Annotated in this window: 27 protein-coding genes; 15 read left to right on the top strand and 12 right to left on the bottom strand. The window is 65.4% G+C overall.

Translation table 11 applies throughout. The annotated features are described in order from the left end of the window. Positions 1-181: 181 nt before the first annotated feature. The 4 genes from NX780_RS08635 to NX780_RS08620 form a co-directional block, all read right to left on the bottom strand. Entirely contained in the window at positions 182-991 is an 810-nt protein-coding gene (locus NX780_RS08635; RefSeq protein WP_258827457.1) for a M48 family metallopeptidase, read from the bottom strand. Then, positions 988-1,443, bottom strand: a complete 456-nt coding sequence (locus NX780_RS08630) for a YbjQ family protein (protein ID WP_258827456.1) — start codon at positions 1,441-1,443, stop codon at positions 988-990. The genes NX780_RS08635 and NX780_RS08630 overlap by 4 nt, the downstream gene beginning before the upstream one ends. A gap of 3 nt (positions 1,444-1,446) precedes the next feature. Next, on the bottom strand, positions 1,447-1,761 hold the full coding sequence (locus NX780_RS08625) for a YbjQ family protein (RefSeq protein ID WP_258827455.1): 315 nt from the start codon (positions 1,759-1,761) through the stop codon (positions 1,447-1,449). 87 nt (positions 1,762-1,848) lie between these two features. Continuing rightward, a complete protein-coding gene (locus tag NX780_RS08620; protein WP_258827454.1) occupies positions 1,849-4,242 on the bottom strand; it encodes a penicillin acylase family protein in 2,394 nt (797 codons plus the stop codon). 182 nt (positions 4,243-4,424) lie between these two features. Between NX780_RS08620 and NX780_RS08615 the strand changes: the two genes are divergently transcribed. The 11 genes from NX780_RS08615 to NX780_RS08565 all read left to right on the top strand — a co-directional run bounded on the left by NX780_RS08615 (position 4,425) and on the right by NX780_RS08565 (position 14,366). Beyond that, positions 4,425-5,915, top strand: coding sequence for a B12-binding domain-containing radical SAM protein (locus NX780_RS08615; protein ID WP_258827453.1), 1,491 nt, complete (start codon positions 4,425-4,427; stop codon positions 5,913-5,915). Between the two features lie 64 nt (positions 5,916-5,979). After that, entirely contained in the window at positions 5,980-7,125 is a 1,146-nt protein-coding gene (locus tag NX780_RS08610) for an MlaE family ABC transporter permease (protein WP_370663589.1), read from the top strand. Beyond that, on the top strand, positions 7,125-7,994 hold the full coding sequence (locus NX780_RS08605; RefSeq protein WP_258827451.1) for an ABC transporter ATP-binding protein: 870 nt from the start codon (positions 7,125-7,127) through the stop codon (positions 7,992-7,994). Before NX780_RS08610 ends, NX780_RS08605 begins: the two co-directional genes overlap by 1 nt. 2 nt (positions 7,995-7,996) lie before the next feature. Next, the gene (locus NX780_RS08600) at positions 7,997-8,944 is read left to right on the top strand and encodes an MlaD family protein (protein ID WP_258827450.1); all 948 of its coding nucleotides are present in this window, start codon (positions 7,997-7,999) and stop codon (positions 8,942-8,944) included. Positions 8,945-8,952: 8 nt separating this feature from the next. Further along, the gene (locus tag NX780_RS08595; RefSeq protein WP_370663588.1) at positions 8,953-9,558 is read left to right on the top strand and encodes an ABC-type transport auxiliary lipoprotein family protein; all 606 of its coding nucleotides are present in this window, start codon (positions 8,953-8,955) and stop codon (positions 9,556-9,558) included. Beyond that, positions 9,555-10,730, top strand: coding sequence for a VanZ family protein (locus NX780_RS08590; RefSeq protein WP_258827448.1), 1,176 nt, complete (start codon positions 9,555-9,557; stop codon positions 10,728-10,730). Before NX780_RS08595 ends, NX780_RS08590 begins: the two co-directional genes overlap by 4 nt. 61 nt (positions 10,731-10,791) lie before the next feature. Beyond that, positions 10,792-11,118, top strand: coding sequence for a (2Fe-2S) ferredoxin domain-containing protein (locus tag NX780_RS08585; protein WP_370663591.1), 327 nt, complete (start codon positions 10,792-10,794; stop codon positions 11,116-11,118). 16 nt (positions 11,119-11,134) lie between these two features. After that, positions 11,135-11,764: an alpha/beta hydrolase gene (locus NX780_RS08580; protein WP_258827446.1), complete on the top strand. Its 630-nt coding sequence runs from the start codon at positions 11,135-11,137 to the stop codon at positions 11,762-11,764. A 105-nt stretch (positions 11,765-11,869) separates the two neighbouring features. Beyond that, on the top strand, positions 11,870-13,015 hold the full coding sequence (locus tag NX780_RS08575) for a D-alanyl-D-alanine carboxypeptidase family protein (protein WP_258827445.1): 1,146 nt from the start codon (positions 11,870-11,872) through the stop codon (positions 13,013-13,015). A 106-nt stretch (positions 13,016-13,121) separates the two neighbouring features. Beyond that, positions 13,122-14,033, top strand: a complete 912-nt coding sequence (locus NX780_RS08570; RefSeq protein WP_258827444.1) for an aldo/keto reductase — start codon at positions 13,122-13,124, stop codon at positions 14,031-14,033. A 21-nt stretch (positions 14,034-14,054) separates the two neighbouring features. Further along, positions 14,055-14,366 carry a metal-sensing transcriptional repressor gene (locus tag NX780_RS08565; RefSeq protein WP_258827443.1) on the top strand — a complete coding sequence of 104 codons (312 nt, stop codon included), beginning with the start codon at positions 14,055-14,057 and terminating at the stop codon, positions 14,364-14,366. Positions 14,367-14,462: 96 nt separating this feature from the next. On the opposite strand, the gene pssA is transcribed toward NX780_RS08565, so the two are convergent. Next, complete coding sequence (pssA, locus tag NX780_RS08560; protein WP_258827442.1) at positions 14,463-15,242, bottom strand: CDP-diacylglycerol--serine O-phosphatidyltransferase; 780 nt, start codon at positions 15,240-15,242, stop codon at positions 14,463-14,465. A 140-nt stretch (positions 15,243-15,382) separates the two neighbouring features. Here pssA and NX780_RS08555 point away from each other — a divergent pair, with 140 nt between their 5' ends. Together NX780_RS08555 and NX780_RS08550 are read left to right on the top strand one after the other, a co-directional pair. After that, entirely contained in the window at positions 15,383-16,351 is a 969-nt protein-coding gene (locus NX780_RS08555) for a CAP domain-containing protein (RefSeq protein ID WP_258827441.1), read from the top strand. Then, the gene (locus tag NX780_RS08550; RefSeq protein ID WP_258827440.1) at positions 16,348-16,962 is read left to right on the top strand and encodes an Hpt domain-containing protein; all 615 of its coding nucleotides are present in this window, start codon (positions 16,348-16,350) and stop codon (positions 16,960-16,962) included. Before NX780_RS08555 ends, NX780_RS08550 begins: the two co-directional genes overlap by 4 nt. Here the strand turns inward: NX780_RS08550 and NX780_RS08545 are convergent. From NX780_RS08545 to rpmH, 7 genes are all read right to left on the bottom strand, one after another. Further along, positions 16,952-17,167, bottom strand: a complete 216-nt coding sequence (locus NX780_RS08545; protein WP_258827439.1) for a hypothetical protein — start codon at positions 17,165-17,167, stop codon at positions 16,952-16,954. The two genes, NX780_RS08550 and NX780_RS08545, sit on opposite strands and share 11 nt — an antisense overlap. A gap of 277 nt (positions 17,168-17,444) precedes the next feature. Further along, complete coding sequence (locus NX780_RS08540; RefSeq protein ID WP_258827438.1) at positions 17,445-18,005, bottom strand: DUF1439 domain-containing protein; 561 nt, start codon at positions 18,003-18,005, stop codon at positions 17,445-17,447. A gap of 155 nt (positions 18,006-18,160) precedes the next feature. Continuing rightward, positions 18,161-19,537: a tRNA uridine-5-carboxymethylaminomethyl(34) synthesis GTPase MnmE gene (gene mnmE, locus NX780_RS08535; RefSeq protein ID WP_258827437.1), complete on the bottom strand. Its 1,377-nt coding sequence runs from the start codon at positions 19,535-19,537 to the stop codon at positions 18,161-18,163. Positions 19,538-19,632: 95 nt separating this feature from the next. Beyond that, positions 19,633-21,297, bottom strand: coding sequence for a membrane protein insertase YidC (yidC, locus tag NX780_RS08530; RefSeq protein ID WP_258827436.1), 1,665 nt, complete (start codon positions 21,295-21,297; stop codon positions 19,633-19,635). Between the two features lie 10 nt (positions 21,298-21,307). Further along, the gene (yidD, locus tag NX780_RS08525) at positions 21,308-21,574 is read right to left on the bottom strand and encodes a membrane protein insertion efficiency factor YidD (protein WP_258827435.1); all 267 of its coding nucleotides are present in this window, start codon (positions 21,572-21,574) and stop codon (positions 21,308-21,310) included. Next, the gene (gene rnpA / locus NX780_RS08520; protein WP_258827434.1) at positions 21,571-21,969 is read right to left on the bottom strand and encodes a ribonuclease P protein component; all 399 of its coding nucleotides are present in this window, start codon (positions 21,967-21,969) and stop codon (positions 21,571-21,573) included. Before rnpA ends, yidD begins: the two co-directional genes overlap by 4 nt. Positions 21,970-21,995: 26 nt before the next feature. After that, the gene (rpmH, locus tag NX780_RS08515; protein WP_040378179.1) at positions 21,996-22,130 is read right to left on the bottom strand and encodes a 50S ribosomal protein L34; all 135 of its coding nucleotides are present in this window, start codon (positions 22,128-22,130) and stop codon (positions 21,996-21,998) included. 345 nt (positions 22,131-22,475) lie between these two features. Here rpmH and dnaA point away from each other — a divergent pair, with 345 nt between their 5' ends. Then, positions 22,476-23,879 (top strand): chromosomal replication initiator protein DnaA, encoded by a 1,404-nt coding sequence (dnaA, locus tag NX780_RS08510; protein WP_258827433.1) that lies wholly within the window; start codon positions 22,476-22,478, stop codon positions 23,877-23,879. Positions 23,880-23,982: 103 nt separating this feature from the next. Then, complete coding sequence (gene dnaN, locus NX780_RS08505; RefSeq protein WP_258827432.1) at positions 23,983-25,089, top strand: DNA polymerase III subunit beta; 1,107 nt, start codon at positions 23,983-23,985, stop codon at positions 25,087-25,089. The last annotated feature ends 14 nt before the right edge of the window (positions 25,090-25,103 follow it).

The following is a 25,103-nucleotide window of genomic DNA, read 5'->3' as shown; positions in this document are numbered from 1 at the left end:
CCGGCACCCTCATCAAACGCCCACACTTATCGACTGTTGATTGTTAAAGAACCGTATTCTGTCTCTTGCTATCGCTGCGAAGCGTTGTGTTCGTCAGCAGCAGAGGAATGAGATTATGCGGGAGCTGATGAGCTGCGTCAACCCCTGTTTTGCGCGTGCTCGCAAAAATGTCACACGCAGGTCATCGTTGCATGGGCCGTACTTCGCCGGCCTGGAGGCCGGCCTGGCGGATCGCCGTCTTCAGCGCCTCGATGCGCGCACCCATCGATGGGTGCGATGCGAGGTAATGCGCAAAGGCCGGGGTCTCGTCGTCCTTCTTGCGAAGCGACTCGAAGAATTCGGTCGCGCCGCCCACATGACCGTAACGGCACTGGAGAATTTGCAGCGCCCGCGCATCCGCACCCGACTCGCGGCCGCGTGAATAATGCGCCTCTCCCAGGTGCTGGGCCGGCGCCAGCACGCTCGCCGTCCATGAGCCGTCCCCGGTCAGCACGGTCGCCGCAGCGATAATGACCAGGCCGCGGCCCAGCCCACGCAGGTGGTCGCGGTGGATCAGGTGGGCCAGCTCGTGCGCCAGGACGAAACTCATGCCGTTTTCCGATCTGACGTGCTCCAGCAGCCCGGAGTGGACGATGACCGTGCCGCCGGGGACGACAAAAGCGTTCGCCTCCTTCGACTCCGCCAGCCGCACCGTCACCGGTTCGCGCATGCCGGCACACGCGCGCATGCCATCGACCAGCGCCTGCAGCCGGGCTTCCTGCGGCTTCAGCTCCGGCTCGGTCGCCGGCGGCGCCGGTGCGATCAGGCGCGTCAGCTTCGCCTCGGTCTCGGGGCTCATCTTGTCGACCACCAGGTCGACCGCCAGCCCGATCGCCCAGACCAGCGCCAGCACCGCCAGCGACAGCCCGACCAGGATCAGCACGAAATCCTTCAGCGGATGCTCGTGCGAGATATTGTCGTTATGCTCAGGCAGCGCCGGCTGGTACTTCATGCCTTGGCGTAGTAGATCGCCGTCCCGTAGGCCAGCACCTCGACGCTGGTGATCTGGTTGCGCTGGCTGCCGGCCAGCGGCATGGTCTCGAGGCGCAGGTTGATGACCTCGTCCGCGCCCGGGCAGCTTTCCTTCAGGCGCAGGACGGCTTCGCGCTTGGCGCGGTCCAGCAGGGTCTCATAGGATTTCACCGGGCCGCCCACCAGCGAGCGCAGGGCCGATGCCGCCTTCTTGAAGTAGTCGATCGAGATCACGACGCTGCCCGTCACCAGTTCGCTGCGCTCGACCTCGCCGCCGCGCACCAGGCCCTTGAGCGAGGTCGCAGGCAGCTGGACCAGCCCCTTTTCGCGCGCATGGATGGAGCGGTAGTGGCGCGACTCTGCCGCGCGGCCGAACACATAGCCGAGCAGCACCGGCACCGACCAGAAGGCCAGCAGGATGAGGTATTCCATCGCTTACCCGACGGTGACCGCGGTGCCGTAGACGTAGATCTCGGCGGCGCCGGCCGCGACCGAGGAGGTCGAGAAGCGCACGTTGACGATGGCATTGGCGCCCAGCTGGGCCGCCTGGGCCTTCATGCGTTCGGTAGCCTGCTCGCGCGACTCTTCCAGCAGCTCGGTATAGCCGCGCAGCTCGCCGCCGACCATATTCTTGAGACCGGCCATGATGTCGCGCCCGACGTGCTTGGAGCGCACCGAGCTGCCGGAGACGACGCCGTGGCAGACGGTGATGGTTTTGCCCGGGATGGTTTCGATATTCGTGAGGAGCATGGCTTGCCAATGAAAAAAGGTGGTGCCCGATTGTAGGCACCACCTTTACGAGAAGCAACTCAGCGTGCATAGCTGCTGTCGATGTGTTTACTCCCGCAAGGTCATGGTCGAGTAAGCCGGATCGGCCTTGATCTTGTCGGCGGCAAAAGGCAGCACCGGCCACTGCTTGCGCGAGTACGCCAGGGTCTGGTCCGCATACCAGGGCGACTTCGGATCGGTCGACTGGCCATAGGTCAGCATCGCCTGGGCCACCGGTCCCTGGTCGTCGAAGGTCACGGTCTGGATGTAGCTCTGGCCCCAGTGCACGCCCACATAGCCGCTCGAGGTCAGACCGGTGCGCATGGTGATCGAGCTGTAGGTGCCTTCCTGGTTGCCGTTTCCGCCGTGGATCGGGATGCGCACGCCGTTACGCGGCTCGACCTGCCAGTCGCCCAGGGGCCCATCCAGCGGCACGCCCAGGGCCTGCAGCTTCTGGGCCGCGCCGCGCAGGGCGGTCAGCATGGCCGGCATCGCGCTCGGGGCCACGCCGTAGGGCGTGTTCACCGGGTCCGCCGGGTTGAAGGCCACCGCCCACTTGTTCGGGATCGCCGACGCCGTGCTCCAGAATTCGCGGAACAGCACTTCACCGCGGCTGTCGACATTGGCGCGGCGGTCCCAGGCCTGCAGCACGTTGCAAGCCTGGCGCAGCAGCGTGTCCGTCGACGCCGCGCAGGCCGGCAACAGTTCCGGCAGCACCAGCTCGGCCGCATACACGCGGTTCGAGAAGGCCAGCGCCTGCATGTCGGCGAGGGTCAGCTTGCTCTTTTGCGCCAGCAGGTCTTCCAGCTGGCGGAAGCCCATGCGGGTGCGCAGGCTCTGCTCGATGCCGGTGCGTCCATACAGCGGCGAGTAGCCCAGCGGCGCCGGACCGACCAGCAGCGACTTCGGATTGGTCAGCCAGTAGGCGTCGTTCGAGTTGCCGACGTAGTCCGTCCGCATCATCCACGGCGCCCGCACCGGCGAATAGATGCCGCTCGGCGCACCAGCGTCCTGGCCCCATCCGCAGCTGCTCTTCGAACCGTCGAACAGCAGCGCCGCCTGCAGCAGCAGGCAGCCGTTGACGAATTTGTTGGCGTCCATGTGCGGCACCACGCTGGCGTCCGCATACAGGGTATTGCCCTCGCGGTCGGCGGCGACCGTGTTCACCCAGGGCAGGCCGACGACCTTGTCGAGCGAATCCTTCAGCGCGCGCACGCTGCCGGCCGTGCCGATGCCCAGCCACTGGTCGATCATGCGGGTGTTATTGCGGTTCGGGTCGGCCAGCACATAGGCGGCGGTCGAGGTCCAGGTCATGCCGGCGGCGGGACGCGAGATGACGGCGCCCTGATGGCTGAACCAGAAGGTCTTTTCACGCTTGGCCGTCGTGCCGTCGGCCTGCAGCACGTCGATGCTGACGGTCTTCGAGGTCATCTTGCGGCGCTCGCCATCATAGAGATAGGTGGTGCCGGTGGCGTCGCCGGCATCCAGCGCCAGGCGGAAGGTGGTGAAGTGGTAGGCGAAGGTGACCGTGTGGCTCCAGGCCACGTCCTTGTTGAAGCCGATCACGACCGCCGGCACGCCGCCGATGATCACGCCCATCGCGTCGTAGCGGCCCGGCACCGTCAAGTGGGCCTGGTAGAAGCGGTCGGCCGTGGTCCAGGGATAGTGCGGGTTGCCGAGCAGGAGGCCGCGGCCGTTGCTGGACAGGTCCTTGCCGACGGCCAGGGCATTGCTGCCGAAGCCCTGCTTGTTCATCTTGTCGAGCTGGGCCACCAGGGTCGAGGCGTCGATCTTGCGGGGAGCAAGCTTGGCCAGGCTCACCACGGCGCCCGGCGTGCGGCCGGCGGCCACGAAGTCCTTCGCGAAGGCCTGGCCGGAGGCGTGCAGCGCCTTCTCGGCCACCACCAGCACCATGTCATCAAACGACATCGGACGCACCCACTTCGCATCCGCGCAGGCGGCGGGCAGCTTGCCGGCGTAGTCCTTCAGGTAGCGGTTGTAGCCTTCGACGAAGCCTTCCAGCAGGTCGCGCGGTTCCGCGCTGCCGGCGGTGTAGTTGGCGCGCAACTGCTCGAGGTCGAGGTAGCCCTTGAAGAAGAAGTCGCTTTCTTCATTGTTCAGGTCCATGAAGCCGCTGCCGCCGCCGTACTCGTCGCCCATGCGCTGGCGCGGCCGCGCGTCGGGACCGAAGAACATCGAACGCTCGCCGCGCACGGTCACGACGGAATCCGCGAACATGCAGACATTGTCCTGGGCGTAGGCATAGGCCAGGCCGTAGCCGAGGCTGCGGAAATTCTCGGCGCGCACGTGCGGCACGCCATGGGTCGTGCGCGCGACCTCGACCTGGATGCGCGAGGCGGTCTGCGCCGGCGGCATGTCGTCGTCGTCGCTGCTGCAGGCGCCGAGGCTCAGTGCGAGCGCGGAGGCGAGGAGAATCCGGAGAGGAAGCGTGGGACCGAACATGGAGGCCTTTCTGCGGCCGGGCCGCACAGGAAAAAGTTAAACGCGATGCAATACTTTAACCCTGAAATAGTACTCCCGTGCTATTCATTCCACATAAAATCGCTGGGTCGGCTTGGCAGATTGCCAGCGCTTTCCCGTCCGCGAGCGCTTAAAATGGCTGCTTTTCCAGATCCGGCCCTTCCATGACCATCCTGCTGTCCACCCTCAACGCCCGCTACACGCACGCCTCGCTCGGCCTGCGCTACCTGCTGGCGAACATGGGGCCGCTCGCGCAGCAGACCCGGATACAGGAATTCGTCATCGGCGCCAAGACCAGCGACCTGGTCGAGCGCATCCTGGCGCACGGGCCGCGCATCGTCGGTTTCGGCGTGTATATCTGGAACGTCGAGGAAACCACCCGCCTGGTGGCGCTGCTCAAGCGCGTCGCGCCGCAGGTGACCATCGTGCTGGGCGGCCCCGAGGTTTCGCATGAGACGAACGAGCAGGAGATCGTCAAGCTGGCCGACTACGTGGTCACCGGCTGGGGCGACGTCACCTTCCCCAAGCTGTGCGGCGAGATCCTGAACGGCCCCAAGCCCTTGATGAAGGTGCATGCGGGTGTGCAGCCGCCAATGGCCGACATCGCCCTGCCCTATTCCTTATATAGCATTGATGACATCGCCCACCGCACCCTCTACGTGGAAGCCTCGCGCGGCTGCCCCTTCAAGTGCGAGTTCTGCCTGTCTTCGCTCGACAAGACGGCCTGGCCCTTCCCGCTCGACGCTTTTCTGGAGGAGATGGAGTCGCTGTACGCACGCGGCGCGCGCCTGTTCAAGTTCGTCGACCGCACCTTCAACCTGAACGTCAAGACCAGCCTGCGCATCATGCAGTTCTTCCTCGACAAGATCGAGGCCAACCCGGACGACCCGGTCTACGCCCACTTCGAGCTGGTCCCCGACCACCTGCCGGAAGCGCTGAAGGAATCGATCGCGAAGTTCCCGCCGGGCGCCCTGCAGTTCGAGATCGGCATCCAGAGCTTCAACCCCGAGGTGCAGGCATTGGTGAGCCGGCGCCAGGACAATGCCAAAGCCGCCGACAACATCCGCTGGCTGACCGAGCACTCGACCACCCACCTGCACGTGGACCTGATCGCCGGCCTGCCGGGCGAGGACGTGGCCAGTTTCGCGCGCGGCTTCGACCAATTGGTGGGCCTGGGCGCCCAGGAGATCCAGTTCGGCATCCTCAAGCGCCTGCGCGGCACGCCGATCATCCGCCATACCGAACCCTTCGGCATGGTCTACGATCCCTACCCGCCCTACACGGTGCTGGCGACGAATGCCATCGACTTCCCGACCATGCAGCGCCTGGTGCGCTTCGCCCGCTACTGGGATCTGGTCGCCAACTCGGGCCGCTTCGCCCACAGCACCCGCGTGCTGCTGGGAGACGCTCCCTTCGAGAACTTCATGGCCTTCTCGGACTGGATGTTTACAAAGACCGACGCCACCCATCGTATCGCGCTGGAGAAGCTGGCCAAGCTGGTGCAGGAGTGGCTGCAGCTGCGCGGCATGCCGCGCGAGGAAGCCGCCGCCCTGCTCGCCAGCGACTATGCCGGCAAGGTCGATCACCACGCCGCGCCGAAAGCGGCGCCCGCCGCCGTGGCGCCGGTCCGCCAGGTACGCCACCTGGCCGCCTGATGCACGCGAATAGCCCTGTAGCAAGCGTGTAGCAACGTTAACGATTCTCTTTTACACTGGCGCAATGCAGATTGAAAATGCGCCAATGTTGACCATCCAGCATCCCGAGGCGGCCGGCAGCGCCGGCACGGGTCAATCTGTCATTGCAAGCGGCGTATGGCAAGTCCATACGCTGTCGCGGCGTGGCGTCCTGAAGGGCATCACCCGTACCCTGGCAGCCCTCAAGCACAAGGACACACTGGACTGGGACCTGTCCGGCATCGAGCGCCTCGACCACATCGGCGCCCAGATGTTCTGGAACGCCTGGGGCAAGAAGCGCCCGCCGAAGCTGACCCTCGACCCGCGCCAGGAAGAGCTGTTCAACCGCATCGAGAAAGCGAGCGGCCTGAGCCTGGCCCGCCACCGCACCAGCCCCCTGCACTGGATCATCGTGCTGGGCGCCGGCATCCTGAACTTCTTCGAGCATCTGAAAAGCTTCATCGGCCTGATCGGCCTGGTGGTGCAGGACATCGGCCGCTTCATCCGCAGCCCGCGCACCGGCCCCTGGCGCGAAATCTCGGCCAACATCTACCACTCCGGCTTCCAGGCCCTGGGCATCACCGCCCTGGTCGGCTTCCTGATCGGCGTGGTGCTCTCCTACCTGTCGGCGCAGCAGCTCAAGATGTTCGGCGGGGACATCTACCTGGTCAACATCCTCGGCATGTCCGTGATCCGCGAACTCGGTCCCCTGCTGGCGGCGATCCTGGTGGCCGGCCGTTCGGGTTCTTCCATCACCGCCCAGCTGGGCGTGATGCGGGTGACCGAGGAACTGGACGCCATGCTGGTAATGGGCGTCTCGCACGGCTACCGGCTGATCATGCCCAAGGTGGTGGCGCTGGCCATCTCGATGCCGCTGCTGGTGGTGTGGACCGACGCCATGGCCCTGATCGGCGGCATGGTCTCGGCCAAGGTCGAACTGGGCCTGGCGGCGCGCTACTTCCTGCAGGAGCTGCCGGAGGCGGTGCCGGTCGTGAACTACAACATCGGCCTCCTCAAGGGGGCGACCTTCGGCATCCTGATCGCGCTGGTGGCCTGCCACTTCGGCCTGCGCATCAAGCCGAACACCGAGAGCCTGGGCCGCGGCACCACGACGTCCGTGGTCACGGCGATCACGGTGGTGATCGTGGCGGATGCCGTGTACGCGATCATCTTCAGCGGAGTGGGGTTCTGATGCCGGACCAGGGTAAAGCTAACTCCCGGCCGCCCCAGCGCCTGAACCTGCGCCCCGACGAGGAAGTCGGCGCGCCGGTGGTCCAGATCCGCAACCTGTGGACGCGTTTCGGCCGCACCGTGATTCACCAGGACCTGAACCTCGACATCTACGACGGCGAGATCCTCACCATCGTCGGCGGCTCCGGCACCGGCAAGACCGTGCTGCTGCGCCAGATGCTGGGCCTGGAGCGGCCCTCCCAGGGCTGCGTCAAGGTGTTCGGCGAGGACATCAGCGCGGCGTCGCCGGAACAGCTGCAGAACATGCGCAACCACTGGGGCATGCTGTTCCAGCAGGGCGCGCTGTACTCGGCCCTCACCGTGTTCGACAACATCGCCTTCCCCATGCGCGAGCTGCGCGCGCTGCCGGAAGACGTGATCCGCGACGCGGTACTGCTCAAGATGGACATGGTGGGCCTGGGGCCCGAGCACGCCAACAAGATGCCCTCCGACCTGTCGGGCGGCATGATCAAGCGCGCCGCCCTGGCGCGCGCCCTCGCGCTCGAACCTCGCTTACTCTTCCTGGACGAGCCCACCGCGGGCCTGGACCCGGACCTGTCGGACGCCTTCGTGGCGCTGATCCAGACCCTGCACCGCGAGCTGAAACTCACCGTGGTAATGGTCACCCACGACCTCGACACCTTGTTCGCCCTGTCCTCGCGCATCGCGGTGCTGGCCGAGAAACACGTGCTGGCGGTGGGGCCGTCCTGCGACGTGCTGCGGGTCGACCACCCCTTCATCAAACACTTTTTCCTGGGCCCGCGCGGCCAGCGTGCACTCGAAGTGCTCGAGGAGCGCCAGTCCCGGGACGATTCGGAATCGGAGAACTAGTTATGGAAAACAGGTCGTATGCCCTGATGACGGGGGTCTTCACGATCGCGCTGCTGGTGGCGGCGGTGCTGGTCGGGCTGTGGCTGAACCGCGACCGCACCGAACTCGTGCCCTATGAGATCGTCACCACCCAGTCGATCCCCGGGCTGAACCCGCAGGCGACGGTGCGCTACCGCGGCCTGGAGGTCGGGCGCGTCGACGAGATCGTGTTCGATCCGCGCGTGACCGGCCAGATCCTCATCAAGCTCTCGGTCGAGAAGGATTCGCCGATCACCACCACCACCTTCGCCTCGCTCGGCTACCAGGGCGTGACCGGCATCGCCTTCATCCAGCTCGACGACGACCGCACCGGATCGCCGCGCCTGGCCCAGCGCGAAGACCAGGTGGCGCGCATCCCGCTGCGTCCGGGCCTGCTCGACCAGCTGGAAAAGCGCGGCCTGGCCATCCTGGAAAAGACCGAGCAGATCACCGAGAGCCTGAGCAAGATGGTCGGCCCGGAAAACCAGCAGACCATCATCGGCGCTTTCGACAGCATCGGCAAGGCGGCCGACGCCTATGCCGCCATTCCGCAGAAACTGGAGCCGACCCTGGACCGCCTGCCGGCGCTCACGGCCAAACTCGATCGCAGCCTGGCCTCCTTCGACTCGGCCGCCACCAGCGTCGACCAGACCGCCGACAGCTACAAGCAGCTGGCCGACCGCCTGCAGGGCCCGGACGGCCCGCTCGAACGCATCAATGGCGCCATCGGATCGCTGCAGGCCGCCACCAACGAACTCGAACTCGAGACCCTGCCCCACGTCGTGCAGATGACCGACGAGGCGCGCGGCGCCCTGCGCGCCGTGAAGCGCACCGCGAATTCGCTGTCCGACCGCCCGCAAGGCATCCTGTTCGGCGCGCCGAGCGCCCAGCCCGGACCGGGCGAGCCCGGCTTCGTGCCCCCGACCAAATGAGGACCACCGTGACCGTCGCCAATACCCTGTCCATCCTCGCCGCCGTTCTCGTCCTGGCCGGCTGCGCCAGCAGCAAGACCCAGGAAGCCACGACCTTCGACTTCGGCCCGGCCGCCGCGCAGCAGGCGCCGGCCACCGCCGCCCTGCCGGCCATCGTCGTGATGGACGCCACCGGCCCGGCCGCGCTCGAAAACGAGCGCATGTACTACCGGCTGAACTACGCCAACGCGCTCGAGGCGCGCACCTACGCCAACAGCCGCTGGGCCAGCAATCCGCTGCAGATGGTCACCCAGCGCATGAAGGCGCGCCTGTCGCAGTCGGGCATGAAAGTACTGTCCGCCACCGATGCCTCCACCGGCGTGCCGCTGCTGCGCGTGGAAGTCGACGACTTCGTGCATGCCTTCTCCAGCGCCGGCCAGAGCGAAGGCCAGGTCACCCTGCGCGCCTCGCTGTTCAGCGACCACCGCCTGCTGGACCAGCGCACCTTCACCCGCACCACGCCGGCGCCGAGCGCGGACGCCGCGGGCGGGGCGCGCGCGCTGGCCGCCAGCACCGACGCCGTCGCCGCCGACATCCAGGCCTGGCTGGCGACGGTCGACACCCGGAAACGATGACCGACCCGAAAGCCGTGGTCGAGCAGCGCGAACGCCCGCGCGAAGGACGCGGCTCGCCGATCTCGCGCGCGGCCCTGCTGGCCTACCTGCTCCTGATCATCTACGCCAGCTGGTATCCCTTCACCGGCTGGCGCGACAACGGCCTGCCCCTGTTCACCTTCCTGAACACGAACTGGCCGCGCTACTGGACCGGCTTCGACGTCGGCGTCAACATCGTCGGCTACATCCCCTTCGGCGTGCTGCTGGTGCTGTCCCTGTACCCGCGCGTGCGCGGCGTGTGGGCGGTGCTGCTGGCGGCGATCGCCGGCGTGCTGGTCACGGGGACGATGGAGACCGTCCAGAACTACCTGCCCAGCCGCGTGCCCTCGAACCTCGACCTGGTGACGAATGCCGGCGGCACCCTGGCCGGCGCCATCCTGGGCGCCTGGTGGGCGCCCGGCCTGCTGGACCGCAGCCGCCTGTTCCAGCTGCGCCGCCGCTGGTTCGCCCCGCACGCGAGCCAGGGCCTGGTGCTCGTCGCCTTGTGGCCGCTGGCCCAGATCTACCCGCAGAGCTACCTGTTCGGCCACGGCCAGGTGCTGCCCATCGTATCGAGCTGGCTGTCGCGCTGGCTGGACATGGACATCGACCTGGTCGGCATGCTGCGCCCCGGCGGGGACATCCTGACGGTGGAACAGTACTGGCTGTCCGAGACCATCATCACGGCCTGCGGCATGACCGGCGCCGTGCTGACCCTGATGTGCCTGGTGCGCCGCGGGGCGCCGCGCTTCCTGCTGATGGTGAGCTTCCTGGCCGTCGCGCTGCTGACGAAGACCCTGGCCAGCTCGCTGCTGTTCCGGCCCGATAACGCCTTCGTCTGGGTGACGCCGGGCGCCGAGGGCGGCTTCATCATCGGCCTGATCATGCTGGCCGGCCTGGTGTTCGCGCCCCAGGTGGCGCAGCGCCGCCTGGCGGTGGTGACCCTGATCCTGAGCCTGATCGTGGTGAACACGATCCCCGTGAATCCCTATTTCGTCTCCACCCTGCAGGGCTGGGTGCAGGGCAAGTTCTTGAACTTTAATGGAGCGGCGCAATTCCTCTCGCTGCTCTGGCCCTTCTTCGCCCTGTGGTTCCTGCTGCTGCCCTCGCACAAGCTGAACCGCCCGGACCCGCGGCCGCCAGCGGAAGCCTAGCTCCGGCGAATGCCGTATCATGTGCCCCGGCACACCTCGAAGAGACAATGACATGAGCGACATGACCGAAGATAAACCCTTCTACCAGCACCATGTATTCTTTTGCATGAATGTGCGGGAAGGCAAGGATGCCCGCCAGAGCTGCGGCAACTGCGGCGCCGAAAAGGCCCAGAAGCACGCCAAGAAACGCATCAAGGAACTCGGCCTGAACGGCGCGGGCAAGGTGCGCATCAACCAGTCCGGCTGCCTCGACCGCTGCGAGGAAGGCCCGGTGCTCGTGGTCTACCCGGAAGGCACCTGGTACACCTATGTGGACAACGACGACATCGACGACATCATCGACACCCACCTGGTGGGCGGCAAGGTCGTGGAACGCCTGAAGATCTGATTGACTGACACACGTAATGAACAAGTTTTCGCATAAATTCACCCTCGACGGCCACGCCGGCAAGATGCAGTGCGTCCTCGACCTGCCGGAAGACGCCCCGCGCGGCATCGCCCTGGTGGCCCACCCGCATCCGCTCTACGGCGGCACCATGGAAAACAAGGTGGCCCAGACCCTGGCGCGCACCTTCGTCACCCTCGGCTACGCCACTGCCCGCTTCAACTTCCGCGGCGTGGGCGAGTCGGAAGGCGTGCACGACGAGGGCCGCGGCGAGGTGGATGACATGGAGATCATGTACCAGCACATGGTCAAGGAATACCCGGGCCTGCCGGTGGCCCTGTCCGGCTTCTCCTTCGGCACCTTCGTGCAGGCCCAGTTCCAGCAGCGACTCATCGCCCAGGGCCGCCCGGCCGAGCGCCTGGTGCTGGTCGGCACCGCGGCCGGCAAGTGGCCGATGCCGGAAGTCCCGCTCGACACCATCCTGATCCACGGAGAGCTTGACGATACGATCACACTGCAGGAAGTCTTCGAGTGGGCGCGCCCGCTCGACATTCCGGTAACCGTGATTCCCGGCGCTGATCACTTCTTCCACCGCAAGCTCGGGCACATCAAAAATCTTGTCGTGCAAATGTGGCGGCGTGACATTTGAGGCCCTTGCTGGCCTATAATTAGTCTCTTCTCTTGCGGCAATTCCTGTAAGGTATTGCCGTGCGCACTACCGCACCACCACCAACCTGTAGACGATATTGCTCCCATGAAAAAACTGTTAGCGGCCGTGGCCGCCAGCCTGCTGATGGCTTCGGCCAGTGCACAGACCGTGCCGGCGCCGTCCATCGCAGCCAAGTCGTGGCTGCTGCTCGACGCAACGAGTGGCCAAGTCATCGCCGCCCAAGACCCGAACGCCCGCGTGGAACCGGCTTCGCTCACCAAGGTCATGACGGCCTACGTGACCTTCGCCGCCCTGCGCGACAAGAAGCTGACGCTGGACACCATGGTCAACGTCTCGACCCGCGCCTGGAAAGTGGACCCGAGCAGCTCGAAGATGTTCATCGACCCCAAGGTCCCGGTCTCGGTCAACGACCTGCTGCACGGCCTGATGATCCAGTCGGGTAACGACGCCGCGGTGGCCCTGGCCGAAGCGGTGGCCGGCGACGAAGGCACCTTCGTGACCCTGATGAACCGCGAATCCGAGCGCCTGGGCATGAAGAACACGCGCTGGGCCAACCCGCACGGCCTGCCGGACGCGAACAACTACTCGACCGCGAGCGACCTGTCGATCATGGCCGCCAGCGTGATCCGCGACTTCCCGCAGTTCTACAAGATCGACTCGATCAAGCAGTTCACCTACAACAAGATCACCCAGCAGAACCGCAACCGCCTGCTGTGGCTGGACCCGACCGTGGACGGCATGAAGACCGGCCACACCGATTCCTCGGGCTACAGCATGATCGCCTCGGCGCGCCGTGCCAACGGCAATGCCGGCCAGCGCCGCCTGATCTCGGTGGTGCTGGGCACCGCCTCGGATGCGGTGCGCACCCAGGAAAGCCAGAAGCTCCTGAACTGGGGCTTCCAGAACTTCGATACCGTCAAGCTGTACTCGAAGGGCCAGGCGGTATCGACCGTGCCGGTATGGAAAGGCTCGGAAGCGAACGTGAAGCTCGGCTTCACCCGCGACGTGCTGGTGACCGTGCCGAAGGGCGTGGCAGGCAAGATGAAGCCGGTCCTGGAGCGCAAGGACCCGCTGGTCGCCCCGCTGGCGCGCAATGCGCAGGTCGGCACCCTGAAGATGATGGTCGACGGCAAACCGCTGATCGCACTGCCGGTGGTGGCGCTGGAAGAAGTGCCGGAAGCGGGCATCTTCGGCCGCGCCTGGGATGCGATGCGCCTGTGGATGCAGTAATTCGCGCCTGGCGTGAATGAGAAGCCCGTCCGTGCGCAAGCCGGACGGGCTTTTCGTTTGCGGACGCCCGTATAATCATTGCAAGCAAACGAAAGGACTCGAACCGATGGCGACACTGCACTGCCCCCGCATCACCACCCGCGACAATGGCCCGACGCTGTCCCGCATCGTCGCCGGCATGTGGCGCATGAACGAATGGGGCATGTCGGTCCAGCAGCGCGTGGCCTTCATCGAGCAGTGCCTCGAGATGGGTGTGACGAGCTTCGACCATGCCGACATCTACGGCGACTACGGCGTCGAAGGCGTGTTCGGCGAAGCCCTGCGCGCCCAGCCTTCCCTGCGTGACCGCATCGAACTGGTAAGCAAGTGCGGCATCAAGCTGCTGTCGCCGAAACGCCCGCAACACGGCATCCAGCACTACGACACCACGGCCACCCACATCCTTGCATCCGCCGAGGAATCGCTGCGCCAGCTGGGCACCGATCACCTCGACCTGCTGCTGATCCACCGCCCCGATCCGCTGATGGACTTCGACGAGATCGCCGAAGCCTTCACCCGCCTGATCGATGCGGGCAAGGTGCGGCACGTGGGCGTCTCGAACTTCACGCGCCACCAGTTCGAATGCCTGAACCGCCGCATCCCGCTGGCCACCAACCAGGTCGAGTTCTCGCCGATGTTCGTCGATCCGATGTTCGACGAAACCTTCGACGGCCTGCAGGACCTGCGCATCGCGCCCATGGTGTGGTCACCCTTGGGCGGCGGGCGCCTGTTCACCTCGAACGATGCGAAAGCAAGCAACGTGCGCGCGGTCATCCAGGAAATCGCCGACCGCATGCAGCAGCCCTTCGCCAGCGTGCTGTTCGCCTGGATCATGACGCTGCCGAGCCGCCCGATCCCGCTCACCGGCACCGGCCGCATCGAGGCGATCCGCGAAGCCGTCATCGGCGCCGGCATGCACCTGGCGCGCGAGGACTGGTTCCACATCCTGCGCGCCGCGCGCGGGCACGAAGTGGCCTGAGTACACTGAGGGGGAACGGCAATGGCCGACGGCGCGCTGAAGATCGTCGAGGGCAGCGCCCTCACCGCCCAGCAGAAGAAGGACCTGCTGAACCGGCTGGCGCGCATCGAAGGCCAGCTGCGCGGGGTGCAGAAGCTGGTGGCGCTGGCTGCCGAGCCGTCCGACATCGACGCGGTGGCCCAGCAGATGGCGGCGGCGCGCAAGGCGCTCGACCGCTCCTTCGTGCAGCTGCTCACCAGCGCCATCCAGACCCAGTCCTTGAACGCAGCCGATTTGGAAGATGCGCAGGCCCGGGCTGCCCAACTGGCCGCGCTGCTCGACAAATTCGCGTAGGGTGGTCGGCTTCGCCGACCGCGCGTTCAGCTCCGGTTTGCACAGCCACCAGGCATCCGGGAGTTGAACGCGCGGTCGGGAGACCCGACCACCCTACTAGTCCTCGTAGACCTTCGGGCGCGCGATACCTTCCCAACCCATGCGCCAGGCGATGTTCAGCAGCAGGGTCGCGCACACGTAGAGCAGGAAGAAGAGCACGAAGAAGCGGGTCTGCAAGAGAAGCAGCAGCACCAGGCAGACCGCCAGCAGCGCCAGCATCACCTTGCCGCGCGGGTGCTTCGAGCTGGGGAAGCGGACGGTCGACACCATCAGGGTACCCACCGCCACCATCAGGGCGATGATGGCGAAGCATTGCGCCATCGTGGTCGCCGGATCCGGCCAGGCCACCACCACCGAGGCCACGCAGGCCGCGCCCGCGGTGATCGGCATGCCCACGAAATAACGCGGATCGGTGCGGCCGACCATGACGTTGAAGCGCGCCAGGCGCAGCGCGCCGCAGGCAACGAAAATGAAGCAGGCCAGGCCGCCCATGCGCACCAGGGTCGGGTGCGCGGCGCTCATCTGGGCGAAGCCGTAGCAGTAGAGCAGCAGGCCGGGGGCGCAGCCGAAGTTCATCACGTCGGCGATCGAGTCGAGCTGCACCCCGAAGCTGGACTGGGTGTTGGTGGCGCGCGCGACGAAACCGTCCAGCGCATCGAAGACGCCGGCCAGCACCAGCAGGATCGCCGCCAGGCGGTAGTCGTCGGGGGCGCCGATATGGGCGTTGTCCACCGAGATGACGATGCTGCCGAAGCCGCAGGCGATCGACAGCAGCGTCACGAAACTGGGCAGGGCAAACTTGGCGCGCGCGAGGCGCTGCTGGCTGGATGGCTTCAATTGAAAGCTCGGCAAGGGAAAGATGCCATATTCTACAGGCAGGGAAATAAGGCGAGGTTCCGCAGCACATGCGTTCCGCATACCAGGGCGTTTTGCTCTAGAATGTCGCCTGGTTCCGACGTATTGACAGGAGTTGCAAAATGAGCTATGTGCCTCGCTGGCGTCCCCTCATCGCCGCGCTGGTGGTCGTGTCGACCTTGTCCGCCTGCGGCGGTGGAGGCGGCGATGACAACAACGGCGGCATCGTCGGCACCCCGGTAGCGAACACCCCGTCGCCGGGCACGGTCGCGCCCGACGCCAGTGCGCCGGCCCTGACCAACAATATCGCCGTCGACGGCCGTAACTGGATCAACTACCGCCGCAGCCAGCTCGGCGTGCCCGCCGTGACGGAAAATGCGCTGATCAACAATGCGGCCCAGGGCCACTCCGAATACCTGCGCACCAACAACCTGATGAGCCACGACCAGGTCGCCGGCCGTCCCGGCTTCACGGGCGCCACGCTGGGCGACCGCCTGAAAGCGGCCGGCTACAACCTGGGCACCTCGGGCTACGCCTATGGCGAAGTGATCTCGGGGACGACCAACAGCAGCGGCTTCTTCATGGCCGAGGAACTGGTCACCGCGATCTACCACCGCTTCGTCATGTTCGAGCCGAAGTTCCGCGAGATCGGCACCGGCGCGGCCACCGCGAGCAACCGCTACAACTACTTCACCGCCGATTTCGCCACCCGCAACGGCTTCGGCCCCGGCATCGCCGCCAACGCCATCGTTACCTGGCCCTTCAGCGGCCAGACCCAGGTAACGCCGAACTTCATGAGCGACACCGAGCAACCCGACCCGGTGCCGAACCAGAACGAAGTCGGCTACCCGATCAGCGTGCACGCCAACATCGACGCGCCGGTCACCGTGCAAACCTTCACGGTGCGACCGCGCGGCGGCGCCAACCTGCAGGTGCAGCCGGTCTACCCCTCGGGCGGCACTTCGGAGCGCACCGCGGCCGCGATCGTCCCGCTGGCGCCGCTGCGCGCCGCCACCACCTACGACGTCAGCTTCACCGGCACGGTGAACGGCGCCCCGGTCACCCGGGCATGGTCGTTTACGACGCGGTGAGCACCCTACCCCTCGCCGGCGGCCGGGAGGCCGCGCTCGACTACGCGGCCGGCCTGGAAAGGATGATGGGCGACCGCGAGATGTTCCTGCGCGTGCTGGCGCGCTTTCGCGGCGACTACCGCGACAGCGTGGCGCGCGTGCGCCTGGCTGCCGTTGCCGGCGACCTGGCGTTGGCCCAGCGCCTCGCGCACACGCTCAAGGGCGCGGCCGCGATGATCGAGGCACGCGGCCTGCGGCAACAGGCGGCGCAGGCCGAACAGGTCCTGCGCGCGGGCCACATGCCCGAGGCGCAGATCTTCGATTCGCTGGACGCGGAACTGGCGCGCGTGATGGCGCAACTCGATACCCTGCTGGCGGCGCCCGCGGCGCGCGACACCGCCCCGGCGCCGGCATTGAGCGAAGCGGAGCTGTCGCAGCTGTGCGCGCTGCTCGATCTCGGCGACAGCGCGGCGCAGGATCTCGTCGAAAGACACGGCGCAGGATTGCGCGCCCTGCTGGGCGCGGCGCGCATGGCGCAGCTGCAGGCGGCGGTGGCGTGCTTCGACTTCGAAGGCGCGCTGCGCATGCTGCGGCCGGAACTCGCCGGCCGTACAGGCCTGTTCAGCGGGTAAATTCCGCTTCTTCGTCGAAGGAATCGGCACAGCCCTTGCCGCAGAAACGGCGTACGCTGTCGAGCGGCTTCTCGCAATACCAGCACGATCCCTTGGCAGGCAGGCTCAGTCTGGCTGGCATGCCTGTGGCAACACCGGTCGCAGCCGCAAGCACCGGCTCGGTCGCCAGCCCATTGTCCGGAAAACTTTCCTGTGTCGTTTCCAAGATTACCCCCTACGACAGACTGAAGTCCGATCAAGATTACTTCAGTGGAACATGGTGCCTATGAGAAACCTCAAGCGCGGACCGCAGCTGGCACGCGCCACGGCAGGTAACTGCGTTCCAGTGTGCGCCGAATGGGCCGGCTCTGCAATCTTCGTGGGGCGATTCAACATACCCACAACAATTCTTCCAGGAAGCGCGCAGTAATCGGCGAAGCAGGCGCGAAAATAATAGCGTAATGCCAATTTGTACGCTCTCAAGCGTGCGCGTCGCGCAAATGCTACTTCGCCGGCTCGAGCGTCACCAGCAAACCAGAGCGTGTGGTTTCGATGCGGGTCGGGATGTACTGGATGCCGGCGTAGCGCAGGTCCTGCGGGTCGAAGGCGTATACGGGCGTGTCGCGCACCACCGTGTCGATGAGAGAATTCGCCACGCGCGTGAGCTGGCGCTCCGCTTCGCGGTTGGCGCCGATGGTGAGGTGGTCGACGCGCGGCTCGGCCATCATCACGGCGGGACGGCCCGGGTCCACGTAGAGACGCCCGGAGAAGGCCACGCTGCCGGCCCAGGCGTCGCTGGCGAAGGGCGGCGAGACCGAGGCTTCCAGCGCCAGCGCGACCCGGTCCTGCTCCGGCTGGATCGACAGCATCGGGCGCGAGAGGCGGATGTCGAAAATCTGCATCAGGCGGTTGTTGACCGGGAAGCGGCGCTCCAGGCCGGCCTGCAGCTTGTGCAGCGGGATCTCGACCTTGCGCGGGCCGGTCAGGCTGGCGCAGGAGGACAGCAGGCCGCATGCCGCAAGAGCCAGACCAGCTTTCAACAATTGTCGCTTATGTATCGCCATGCTTCCTCCTCGGACTGATGCGCTAGCCTAGCATGGTAGGGGGCACCGGGCCACGAGAGGCGGCTCTGCCGTGCGCGCGTTCAGCTCCCGCATGAACGGATGTGACGCGATTACTCACCGGATGGTTGAACGCGCGTTCGGCGAAGCCGAACACCCTACTTTCCGATGCAGAAGCGGCTGAAAATCACACCCAGCAGATCGTCCGGCGTGAACTGCCCGGTGATGCTGGACAGCTGGTCCTGCGCCAGGCGCAGCTCCTCGGCGAACAGGTCGAGCGACTGGTCGTCCTGCATCGCGTGCTGGCGCGCCAGCTCCAGGTGCTCGCGGGCGGCGCGCAGGGCGATCAGGTGGCGTTCGCGCGCCAGGTACAGCGACTCGCCGGTCTGCTGCCAGCCGGCGATGCGCAGCAGCTCGGTGCGCAGCAGGTCGATGCCCAGCTTCTCGTTGGCCGACAGGTAGAGGTGGGTTGCGTCCGCCGACACGTCGATCGAAGGCTTGTGGCCCGACAGGTCGATCTTGTTCCAGATGCGCACCACCGGCACGCCCTGCGGGAAGGCGGCGACGATGCGCTCATCCTCCGCGCTCGGCCCCAGGCTGGCGTCCAGCAGGTGCAGGATCACGTCGGCCTTGCCGACTTCTCCCCAGGTGCGCTCGATGCCGATGCGCTCGACCACGTCGATGCCTTCATCGGTGCGGATGCCGGCCGTGTCGATGATGTTGAGCGGGATGCCCTCGATCTGGATGGTCTCGGTGACCTTGTCGCGGGTGGTGCCGGCGATCGGGGTGACGATGGCCACGTCGGCGCCCGCCAGGGCGTTGAGCAGCGAAGACTTGCCCACGTTCGGCTGGCCCACCAGCACCACGTTCAGGCCTTCGCGCAAAAGCGCGCCTTGCGCCGCCTGGCGGAACACGTTCTCGAGCGCCTCGATGATGCCGGCCAGCTGGCCGCGCGCGTTCGATTTTTCGAGGAAGTCGATCTCCTCTTCCGGGAAGTCGAGCGTGGCTTCGACCAGCATGCGCAGGTTGATGGTCTGGTCGACCAGCGCGTGCACGACCTGCGAGAAGGCGCCGGACAGTGACTGCGACGCCGACTTCGCGGCCGCCTCGGTGGAGGCGTCGATCAGGTCGGCCACCGCCTCGGCCTGGGCCAGGTCGAGCTTGTCGTTTAAAAAAGCGCGGCGGGTGAATTCGCCCGGCTCCGCGAGCCGCAGCCCAAACGGTGCGCCCGCTTCCAGCACGCGCGCGAGCAGCATCTGCAGCACCACCGGACCACCGTGGCCCTGCAGTTCGAGCACGTCCTCGCCGGTATAGGAATGCGGTCCCTTGAAGTAGAGGGCGATGCCCTGGTCGATCACGTCGCCATTGGCCGCCTTGAAGGGAATGTAGGTCGCGTGGCGCTTTGCCAGCTTCACGCCGGGGAACAGGGCGTCGATCAGTTCAGCGAGGGACTTGCCGGAGGCGCGGACCACGCCGATGCCGCCGCGGCCGGGGGCGGTGGCGATGGCGGCGATGGGGGAGGTGTCGAGTTTCATGGGGCGATTGTAAGGGATACGGCGCCCCGCGACAGGGACGCGAAAAGTAAAAAGCCCGCGCAAGGCGCGGGCTTTCGGGTGGGAAGCGGGAAGACTTACTTCGCCGCGCCCGATTCGAACTTCTTGGTGATGACCCACTGCTGGGCGATCGACAGGATGTTGTTGACCACCCAGTACAGCACCAGGCCGGACGGGAAGAACACGAAGATCACCGAGAACGCGAGCGGCATGAACAGCATCATCTTCGCCTGCACCGGGTCGGCCGGCTGCGGGTTCAGCTTGGTGGTGATGTACATCGAGATCGCGTAGATGATCGGCAGGACGTAGTACGGGTCCGGCTGGGTCAGGTCGGTGATCCAGCCGATCCACGGCGCGCCGCGCATCTCGACCGACGATTGCAGCACCCAGTACAGGGCGAAGAAGACCGGCATCTGCACCAGGATCGGTAGGCAGCCGCCCAGCGGGTTGATCTTCTCGGTCTTGTACAGCTCCATGGTGGCCTGCTGCATCTTCTGCGGGTCGTTCTTGTAGCGCTCGCGGATCGCCTGCATCTTCGGCGTCACCACGCGCATCTTGGCCATGCTGCGGTAGCCGGCCGCCGACAGCGGGAAGAAGGCCAGCTTGATCAGGATCGTCAGGGCGACGATGGTCCAGCCCCAGTTGCCCAGCATCGCATGCAGCTGGTCCATCACCCAGAAGATCGGCTTGGCGAGGATGGTCAGCATGCCGTAGTCCTTGACCAGTTCCAGGCCAGGGGTGATGGTTTCCAGGGTCTTCTCGTCCTGCGGGCCCGAATACAGGCGGCTGTCGGTCGAGACGGTGGCGCCCGGCGCCACGGTGCCCAGCGGCTGCACGGTGCCGATGGCGTACAGGTTGGTGGCGATCTTCTTGGTGAAGATGTCGCGCTGCGCCTTGTCGGCCGGGATGAAGGCCGAGACGAAGAAGTGCTGCGAGATCGCGATCCAGCCGTTGTTGGCCTTGGTCGAGTGCTGGGCGCTGCCCTCCTCGATTTCTTCGAAGGTCAGCTTCTGGTACTTGTCCTCACTCGTGTACAAGGTCGGGCCGGTGTAGCTCGACATGAACCAGGAATCATTGGCCGGCTTGTTGCCGTCGTGCTGCAGCTGCAGGTAGAGCGAAGGCTGGACCGGCGCGGCAGTCAGGTTGGTCACGTCATGGCGCAGGCCGATGGTGTAGTCGCCCTTCTTGAAGGTGAAGGTCTTGGTCAGGCGCACGCCGCCCTGCTCCGCGTCCAGCACCAGTTGCACGTTGCCGTTGGCGTCGCGGGTCGGCGCGCCGCCGCGGACGGTGAACGGGGTCTGGTGGTTCGGCAGCACGCCGGCCGGGGTCTGGCCGATCAGGCCGGTCTGGCCGAGGTAGGTGTTGGGGCCGCCCACGTCGAACAGGACCTGGTTCTTCGTCTTGTCAAAGTGATCCGGGAACTTCAGCAGTTCGAGACGCTTGATGACGCCGCCGAGGGTGTCGATGTCGACCTTCACGATGTCGGTGGTGATGGTGACGCGTTGCGTTGCCGGTGCGGCGCCGGCCGGGCCTGCGCCCGGCCCGCCAGGAACGGCGGCGGCGCCTGCCTGGGCGGCGGCCGGCACGTCATTCGGCTTGGCCGGCTGCTGCTGCGCGACCTTGGCGGGCGGCGCAGCCGAGAACAGCGACTGCTTACCGTTGGCCACCATCCAATTGTTCCAGAGAACAATCAGCGAGATGGCGAACACGATCCACAGGACGGTACGTTTATTGAGTTCCATTGGAGTCTAGTCAGGAGTGGTTACAACCGCGAGCGGCTGGTGGAGGTTGCTGGTGCTTGTCCGCGGGCGGAGGCACGAAGTCGACGCCGCCCGGATTCCACGGGTGGCAGCGGCACACGCGGCGCGCGGCCAGGAGCGAACCGCGTGCGGCGCCATGGACGCGCAGCGCTTCGATCGCATAGTTGGAGCAGGTCGGGTAGAAACGGCATTTCTGCCCGAGCATCGGGGACAGCAGCAGCTGGTAGCCGCGAAGCAAGCAGACCAGCAGCGTCTTCATGGCGCTACGGGGGGACTGGGACGGCGCGGACGCTGGGAAGCGAACAGGCGCGTGAGTTCGGCGCGCAGCTCGCGCTTGAGCGCACGCGTGGTCGCCGGTCCGTCCTTGCCGTTCACCGGGCGCGACAGGCGCACGATACAGTCGACGGGCTGCAGCTGGCTGGTGCGGAACAGTTCGCGCGTGACGCGCTTGATCGTGTTGCGGGTCACCGCGCGCGGCGCAAAACGTTTGGCCGCAACGACGCCGAGCCGCGCATGCGGCAGCGTAGTGGGTCGGGTATAGAGCACGAAATGCGCGGATTTTTGCGTCGGCCGCAAACGAAAAACGGATGAAAACTCATCCGTTTTAACGATACGCCGAACGCGCGCGAAGTCGTGCGAACCTTCGCCTGTCATACCGACCGCGTCGATCTGTCTAAAACTTAGACAGCCAGGCGCTTGCGGCCCTTGGCGCGGCGTGCGTTCAGGACTTGACGGCCACCACGGGTAGCCATACGTGCGCGGAAGCCGTGCGTGCGCTTGCGACGGACGACGGAAGGTTGGTAAGTACGTTTCATGGTGGTCTCGCTTAAAGCAAAAGTAAGTGCAAAATCGGGTCTGACGTCGTGTCAGGATTCGTCGCCAATGACAGTTCGCAGATGGTTAAGCCAGCGTCACGCCACAGGGATACTCGTTTTCGCCCGGACAACCTGGTGCCAACGATGTCAGCTTGATATGGCGCACGGACGGGGAACCCTGAATTAGACACGATTTGCAGTCCAGCTGTCAAGAAAGCTGTTGTTTCCCGATGAGCTCCGCAAGCCTTGCAAAACCGGCCATCCGGTTGAAAATAGTGGGCGCAACCTGTGGATAACTTCGGCTGAGACAGGTAAAATAGCGTGTTACGTATCAACTAGCGAAGTATGGAAAATTTTTGGCAGACCTGTTCCGCGCAGCTGGAACTCGAGCTGACGCCGCAGCAATATAGCGCGTGGATCAAATCGCTCGTCGTGCTCGACTACGAGGACGGCAAGCTGCGCATTGCGGCGCCGAATCGCTTCAAGCTCGACTGGGTCAAGACGCAGTTCGCCACCCGCATCACCGAGCTCGCCTGCCAGTACTGGGAAGCGCCGGTGGAAGTGCAGTTCGTGCTCGACCCGAAGAACAATCCGGCCAAGAAGCCGGCGGGCCCTGCCTCGGCCGGCACCGCCGGAGGCGGTGCGGCGCCCGATTTCAATGCTCCGCGCCAGCCGGAAGCAGCGCCGACCCAGGGCAACGTCAACATCGCCAACTCGCCCAAGCGCGAGCAGAGCCGGATCAACACCGACCTGACGTTCGACAGCTTCGTGACCGGTAAGGCGAACCAGCTGGCGCGCGCCGCCGCGATCCAGGTCGCCAACAATCCGGGCATCTCCTACAACCCGCTGTTCTTCTACGGCGGTGTCGGCCTCGGTAAGACCCACCTGATCCACGCGATCGGCAACCAGGTCATGGCCGACAACCCGAACGCGCGCATCCGCTACATCCACGCAGAGCAGTACGTGCGCGACGTCGTCACCGCCTACCAGAGAAAAGGCTTCGACGACTTCAAGCATTACTATCACTCGCTCGACATGCTGCTGATCGACGATATTCAGTTCTTCGGTGGGAAGAGCCGCACGCAGGAAGAGTTCTTCTATGCCTTCGAAGCGCTGATCGCGGCCAAGAAGCAGATCATCATCACCTCGGATACCTATCCGAAAGAGATCACCGGCATGGACGACCGCCTGATCTCGCGCTTCGACTCCGGCCTGACGGTGGCGATCGAGCCGCCCGAGCTGGAAATGCGCGTGGCGATCCTGCTCAAGAAGGCGCAGTCCGAGGGCGTGGGCCTGTCGGACGACGTCGCCTTCTTCGTGGCCAAGCACCTGCGCTCGAACGTGCGCGAGCTGGAAGGCGCGCTGCGCAAGATCCTGGCCTACTCGCGCTTCCACGGCAAGGACATCACCATCGACGTGGTGAAGGAAGCCCTCAAGGATCTGCTGTCGGTGCAGAACCGCCAGATCTCGGTGGAGAACATCCAGAAGACGGTCGCGGACTTCTTCAACATCAAGGTCGCGGACATGTACTCGAAGCGCCGTCCGGCGAACATCGCCCGCCCGCGCCAGATCGCCATGTACCTGGCCAAGGAACTGACCCAGAAGAGCCTGCCGGAGATCGGCGAGCTGTTCGGCGGCCGCGATCATACGACCGTGCTGCACGCGGTGCGCAAGATCGCCGCGGATCGCCAGAAGAATGCGGAATGCAACCACGAGCTGCACGTGCTGGAGCAGACGCTGAAGGGTTGACACCGCGTTTCACCGCCGTATGCGGGAGCGTTTGTGTTTGCTCCCGGCAATTGGCAAAATAGTGTTATAGCAATAAAAATTTCAACATCTACTGAGGATATCTATGCAACTGGTCAAAACCACCCGAGACACGCTTCTCCGGCCACTGCAGATCGTGAGCGGTATTGTCGAGCGTCGGCACACTATGCCGATTCTGGCCAATATCCTCATTCGCAAGGACGGCGAAAGCGTCTCGTTCCTCTCGACCGACACCGAAGTGCAGATCACGACCCTCGCGAACATCGGTTCGGGCGACGACGTGACCGGCACCACCGTCGCCGCGCGCAAGCTGCTCGACATCCTGCGCGCGCTGCCTGAATCGGGCGACGTCACCATGACCCTGCAGAACAAGCGCCTGGCCGTCCAGAGCGGCAAGTCGCGCTTCGCCCTGCAAACCCTGGCGGCCGAGGAATTCCCGACCGTCTCGGTGGCCGACAGCTACAACGCCTCGGTGACCCTGCCGCAGAAAACGCTGAAGCACCTGTTCAACATGGTGCACTTCGCCATGGCCCAGCAGGACATCCGCTACTACCTGAACGGCCTGCTGCTGGTGCTGGACGGCACCAACATCATCGCCGTGGCGACCGACGGCCACCGCCTGGCCTTCTGCCAGGTCGAGACCGAGCAGCAGTTCGAGCGCCAGGAAGTCATCATCCCGCGCAAGACCATCATCGAGCTGCAGCGCCTGCTGGAAGAAAGCGACGAAACCGTGCGCCTGGACATCGCGGCCTCGCAGGTGAAACTGACCTTCGCCGACATCGAGCTGGTCTCGAAGCTGGTCGAGGGCAAGTTCCCTGACTACACCCGCGTGATCCCGAAGGGCTACAAGAACGAGTTCACCATCGGCCGTGACGAGCTGCTGCGCTCGCTGCAGCGTGCTGCGATCATGACCAGCGACAAGTTCAAGGGCGTGCGCTGCATCATCGAGCCAGGCGTCATGAAGATCAGCTCGACCAATGCCGACCAGGAAGAGGCGGTCGAGGAACTCGAGATCGACTACGGTGGCGACACCATCGACATCGGCTTCAACGTGACTTACCTGCTCGACGTGCTGAACAACCTCAAGTGCGACCAGGTGAACATCGCGCTGGGCGACTCGAATTCGTCGGCGCTGATCTCGATTCCCGACAATGGCGACTTCAAGTACGTCGTCATGCCGATGCGGATTTAATCAGTCGGCACACC

This window comes from Massilia agri (assembly GCF_024753255.1).
GTDB classification, from domain to species: Bacteria; Pseudomonadota; Gammaproteobacteria; order Burkholderiales; family Burkholderiaceae_D; genus Telluria; species Telluria agri.
This window is presented reverse-complemented; position numbering and strand designations above follow the sequence as displayed.